General features: G+C 56.4%; 4 protein-coding genes and 1 pseudogene. 4 read left to right on the top strand and 1 reads right to left on the bottom strand.

Annotated elements, in window-relative coordinates; all coding sequences use genetic code 11:
* Positions 1-173 precede the first annotated feature (173 nt).
* Positions 174-1088, bottom strand: coding sequence for a LysR family transcriptional regulator (locus AAAC48_RS22080; RefSeq protein ID WP_340656251.1), 915 nt, complete (start codon positions 1086-1088; stop codon positions 174-176).
* Positions 1089-1226: 138 nt separating this feature from the next.
* Between AAAC48_RS22080 and AAAC48_RS22075 the strand changes: the two genes are divergently transcribed.
* The 4 genes and pseudogenes from AAAC48_RS22075 to AAAC48_RS22060 form a co-directional block, all read left to right on the top strand.
* Positions 1227-2528: an MFS transporter gene (locus AAAC48_RS22075; RefSeq protein WP_340656250.1), complete on the top strand. Its 1302-nt coding sequence runs from the start codon at positions 1227-1229 to the stop codon at positions 2526-2528.
* Positions 2529-2552: 24 nt separating this feature from the next.
* Positions 2553-3626: a tartrate dehydrogenase gene (locus AAAC48_RS22070; protein WP_340656249.1), complete on the top strand. Its 1074-nt coding sequence runs from the start codon at positions 2553-2555 to the stop codon at positions 3624-3626.
* A gap of 10 nt (positions 3627-3636) precedes the next feature.
* Entirely contained in the window at positions 3637-4905 is a 1269-nt protein-coding gene (locus AAAC48_RS22065) for a glycerate kinase (RefSeq protein WP_340656248.1), read from the top strand.
* A pseudogene (locus tag AAAC48_RS22060) lies at positions 4902-5123 on the top strand (pyruvate kinase); the annotation flags it as partial. The gene AAAC48_RS22065 and the pseudogene AAAC48_RS22060, both read left to right, overlap by 4 nt.
* Between the last annotated feature and the right edge of the window lie 138 nt (positions 5124-5261).

The following is a 5261-nucleotide window of genomic DNA, read 5'->3' as shown; positions in this document are numbered from 1 at the left end:
TCTTATTGCCGAGACCCGTGTGCCTCGCCTCTAGACCTTGGCAAAACCGTCTCCGTCGATAAATCGCCCGCCCGACCTTTGTCGGTGTGTGTTTAAGCTTGCAAAGTTTCAACGGAATTACGCTTTGTCAGAGTTCTCCGGCAAATGAGTCAGACTTTTGCAGGTCGTTACAACTATGCCTGCGCAGCGTAGGTATTAAGATTTTGGTGCAGTGTCTCTAGTAACCTGTCCCGCAGAGGATCACGTGTATTTCGGACCCATGCCACTGTAAGTGGCAGTTTGTTCATCGCGGCACCATTTTCTGCCTTAAGAGGTAAATACCGAACCCCACTGACAGCAAGACGCGAGGTCCAATGGGGCACAATCGCCAATCCGAGCTGCGCGGCGACAAGGTTTACGATAGTTTGTTTCTCTTCTGCCAATTGAGCAATCCGCGCCTGGAGTCCTGCCTCGGTGAAGAGTTTGATCGTCAAGTCGTGACTATGCGGCCGAGACCGCCGTTCAGGGACGATCAATGGTTCATCGGCAAGGTCGTGAATTGACACGCTGCTCCTGTCTGCCAATGGATGCTTCGTTGAAACCGCCACGACGGCCGTCTCATGAAAAAGAAACCTCATGGCAAGATTGCGATCAATGATCTCCGGTGGACGTATGAACGCGAGGTCCAGGCGTCCTGAAAGCAGTTTTGGGATCAGCCGTATCGACTTGTCCTCAAGCAATTGAACAGCGATATCGGGGTTGCTCTGACGAAAATCATGCAACATCAAGGGAACCAACCCCGCCGCCGCGCTGTCGATCGCACCCACACGCAAAATCGAACTCTGATCCCGGCGCTCTGCACGAAAATGTGCCGCGACTTCGTCGGCGCGGGAAAGAATTTGTCTGGCTTCCGCAAGCAGGTGCGTCCCGTCGTCAGTCAGAGCCACATTCCTCGTGGTGCGCGCCAGAAGCCTGGTACCGAGCGAATCCTCGAGCATGCGTATCTGACGCCCAAGTGAAGCAGGAGAAATTTCGAGTTTATGCGCTGCGCGACCAAAATGCATTTCTTCGGCAACAGCAATAAAGCAGCGGAGTTGATACAGTTCCAAAACATGCCTCCCACCGCGGATTATACCATTTTTTTATATAATTCCATATGCGTTGAAGATTGGGCCCTCCGGTCAGTAATGTGTCCAGAAGCGCAGGAGGTGCGCTTTCATCATTTCATGATCAGGGAGGTAACCGTCATGACCAGTGACCTGGAAACGCGCGTCATGCGCAAAGTTTCACTGCGCATCGTTCCATTTATCATGCTCCTTTATTTCATCGCCTTCATCGACCGCGTTAACATTGGTTTCGCGGCACTAACGATGAATAAGGACCTGGGGTTCTCACCAACGGTATTTGGCTTCGGGGCAGGGATTTTCTTCCTCGGCTATTTCCTGTTCGAAGTCCCATCAAATCTTATCCTCAACAAGGTAGGCGCACGGATTTGGATTGCCCGCGTAATGATTACATGGGGTCTCGTTTCAGCTTGCATGGCTTTCGTCCAAGGCACGACCAGTTTCTATAGCCTGCGTTTTCTGCTCGGCGTCGCCGAAGCCGGATTCTTCCCCGGCATCATCCTGTATCTGAGCTTTTGGTTCCCGGCCCGTCGCCGCGCTGCCGTAACAGCACTGTTTATGGCGGCAGCACCGATTTCAACGGCGTTGGGATCGCCAATATCCGGGGCGCTAATGGAAATGCATGGCCTTTTCGGACTTGCCGGATGGCAGTGGATGTTTCTGATCGAAGCACTTCCGGCGGTTGTCCTCGGCGTAGTTGTACTCTTCTATCTCACAGACAAGCCCGAAAAGGCAAAGTGGCTGGCCGATGACGAGCGCGAATGGCTGGTTGGCACAATGAAGGCGGAGCAGGCTGCAAAGGGTTCGGCTGCCGCTCACAGCATCTGGCGTGGCCTTGCCGATCCTCGTGTGCTCGCGCTGTCTCTTGTCTACTTCGGTACGTCGGCGGGGCTTTATACCTTGGGTATCTGGGCACCCCAGATTATCAAGGAATTCGGCCTTTCGTCGCTTCAAGTCGGATTTCTGAACGCTGTTCCGGCTATTCTGGCGGTGGTTGCGATGGTGCTTTGGGCGCGGCATTCCGACAGGACTGGTGAGCGGACCTGGCACGTCGTCGGGGCATGCCTGCTGGCCGCAGCTGGCCTGATTTTCGCAAGCGCAGCGACGACAGTTGTAGCTGTTCTCTTTGCTCTGGCCCTGGTCAACATCGGCGTAAGCTCGTCAAAACCGCCGCTTTGGAGCATGCCGACGATCTTCCTTTCCGGCCCTGCTGCGGCTGCCGGCATCGCGACAATCAATTCTTTAGGCAATCTGGGCGGTTTCGTTGGACCTTCGATGATTGGCTGGATCAAGGATCTGACGGGCAGTTTTCAGGGCGGCCTCTATTTCGTCGCAGGTTTGCTGATCCTATCGGCGGTCGTGACTTTGCTGCTCGCTCGCTCATCCAGCAAATTCGTCGCCGCAAAGCCCCTCAATCAACACTGAATTATCTCAAAACGGAGAACGCACATGCGTGAATATGCAATTGCCACGATCCCAGCCGACGGTATCGGCCCGGAAGTGATAGCCGCCGGGACCACAGTTCTGGCAAGTCTTGAAAAGCGCCTCGGCGACGTGAAGTTCAATCTCGAAAATTTCGAATGGGGCTCTGACTACTACAAGAAACACGGCGTCATGATGCCGGAAGACGGGCTCAAGCAACTCAGGAAGTTCGATGCCATTTATTTCGGGGCCGTCGGAGCGCCCGACGTCCCGGACCATGTGACTCTTTGGGGATTGCGCCTGCCGATTTGCCAGGGTTTCGACCAGTATGCCAACGTCCGTCCGACGAAAATCTTGCCGGGAATAACGCCGCCCCTGCGTAACTGCGGCCCAGGCGATCTTGACTGGGTGATTGTTCGCGAAAATTCCGAAGGTGAATACTCAGGCAACGGCGGGCGGACGCATAGAGGTCTGCCCGAGGAAGTTGGAACGGAGGTCGCAATCTTCACCCGCGTCGGGGTGACCCGCATCATGCGATACGCATTTAAGCTGGCACAGTCGCGACCGCGCAAGCTGCTGACGGTGGTCACGAAGTCCAACGCACAGCGCCACGGCATGGTGATGTGGGATGAAATAGCAGCAGAGGTGGCGCAGGAATTTCCCGATGTCACGTGGGACAAAATGCTGGTCGACGCGATGACTGTCCGAATGACTCTCAATCCGAAGAGCCTCGACACCATCGTTGCCACCAATCTCCACGCGGATATTCTGTCGGATCTCGCTGGGGCCTTGGCCGGAAGTCTGGGTGTCGCCCCCACCGCCAACATCGATCCGGAACGTCGCTTTCCTTCAATGTTCGAGCCGATCCATGGTTCGGCCTTCGATATCACGGGAAAAGGTATCGCCAATCCGGTCGCCACGTTCTGGACTGCGGTACAAATGCTTGACCATCTCGGTGAGGCAGATGCCTCGGCCCGACTGATGCGGGCGGTTGAGCAGGTAACGGGCTCTGGAGTGTTGACGCCCGACGTGGGTGGAACCTCAACAACCAAAGATGTCACCAACGCCGTTGTTGATGCAATCTACTCGTCGAACGTCTGATCGGCCAGAAATGGATTGGACCGACGACAAGGCTCGCGATGTGCTGCGACGAATTTTCGACGCAGCCGTCGCAAGTGCTGATCCGATGGCGGCAGTTGCAAGGCACTTGCCGCCTAAGCCTGCAGGCCGGTGCATCGTTGTGGGTGCCGGCAAGGCTTCCGCAGCCATGGCCGCGGCGATCGACGCGGCATGGCCTGACCATGATGTATCCGGTGTTGTCGTCACGAGGTACGGACATGCTGTGGATGCGGGGCGAATACGGATCGTCGAGGCCGCTCATCCCGTCCCAGACGCAATGAGCGAAGTCGCGGCTCGCGAGGTATTGCAAGCCGTCCATGGCCTCACGGAACAAGATCTCGTCGTGGCGATGATCTCGGGCGGCGGTTCGGCGCTTCTCGTTTCACCAGCGGGAGAAATGACCCTCGCGGACAAGCAGGACATCAACCGCCAGCTCCTTGCCAGCGGCGCGACAATCAGCGAAATGAACGCGGTCCGCAAGCATTTCTCGCGAATAAAGGGCGGACGACTGGCCCATGCGGCGTGGCCCGCCAAGGTCTTGACAATTGTGATCTCCGACGTACCTGGAGATGACCCGGCCGTTATCGCATCTGGGCCCACAATTGCCGACGCGAGCACCCTTGCAGACGTACGTGAAATCATTCTCCGGCGACGGATTGTGTTGCCGCCTTCGGCAAAAGCTGTGTTGGATCAAGGTCTGGAAACGCCAAAACCAAATGAACTCACGAGTGATGTTCGCCTGATCGCCGCGTCTTCCATCGCATTGGCGGCAGCGGCGGAAGCGGCGGAGAAAGTCGGACTGAAGCCGCTCATTCTTGGTGATGCAATTGAAGGCGAGGCGCGGGAAGCAGGTACATTCATGGCCGGCATCGCTGCATCGTCCCAGCAGCATGGGCTTCCCGTACGCGGACCGGCAGTGGTGCTGTCTGGAGGTGAGACGACTGTCTCGATAGGAGGCGGACGAGCAGGACGTGGAGGACGCAACACCGAATTCCTTCTGGGACTTTGCGTTGCACTAAATGGGCGCGCGGGGGTTTGGGCGATCGCAGGTGACACTGACGGCATTGACGGCACCGAAGACGCTGCCGGGGCGATCGTCACGCCTGATACTCTGGAAAGAGGCCGCGCGCTTGGCTTTGACGCCAAGGCGTTTCTCGCGTCGCACGACAGTTACAGTTTTTTCGACGCAATAGGTGATTTGGTGAAAACAGGCCCCACGCTCACCAATGTCAACGATCTCCGTGCCATTCTTGTACTATGAAGGGAGCGGCCCTTTGGCCGAACGTCCATGTTTCGTATCGCCGCGCAAAAATCGTCGCCACAGTAGGTCCCGCCAGCGCATCATCGGAGATGCTGAAGGTTTTGTCCCAGGCCGGAGTCGACACGTTCAGGTTGAATTTCAGCCATGGGACGCATCAGGAGCACGAACGCGTGTTTCACACGATAAGGGCGTTGGAAGCCGAAATCGGCCGACCGATTAAGTTTGGTTGTAATGTTTAGCGCTAGAATTGGGGTAAATTCACAGCTTTCATGGAGGGTCGATGTCGCGCCTTCTTAAGATCGCTGACTGGAGCGGTGAGAAACGCGGCAACGTTGTGTTTGTGCATGGGTTGGGGG

This window comes from Phyllobacterium sp. (assembly GCF_037994405.1).
Classification (GTDB): domain Bacteria; phylum Pseudomonadota; class Alphaproteobacteria; order Rhizobiales; family Rhizobiaceae; genus Phyllobacterium.
Note: the sequence above shows the minus strand (reverse complement) of the source record. Positions and strands in the feature narration are given on the sequence as shown.

What these genes read in the sequence shown, in the direction of transcription:
- AAAC48_RS22075 (WP_340656250.1), top strand. Translation starts at nt 1,227, where the DNA reads ATGACCAGTGACCTGGAAACGCGCGTCATGCGCAAAGTTTCACTGCGC.
- AAAC48_RS22070 (WP_340656249.1), top strand. Translation starts at nt 2,553, where the DNA reads ATGCGTGAATATGCAATTGCCACGATCCCAGCCGACGGTATCGGCCCG.
- AAAC48_RS22065 (WP_340656248.1), top strand. Translation starts at nt 3,637, where the DNA reads ATGGATTGGACCGACGACAAGGCTCGCGATGTGCTGCGACGAATTTTC.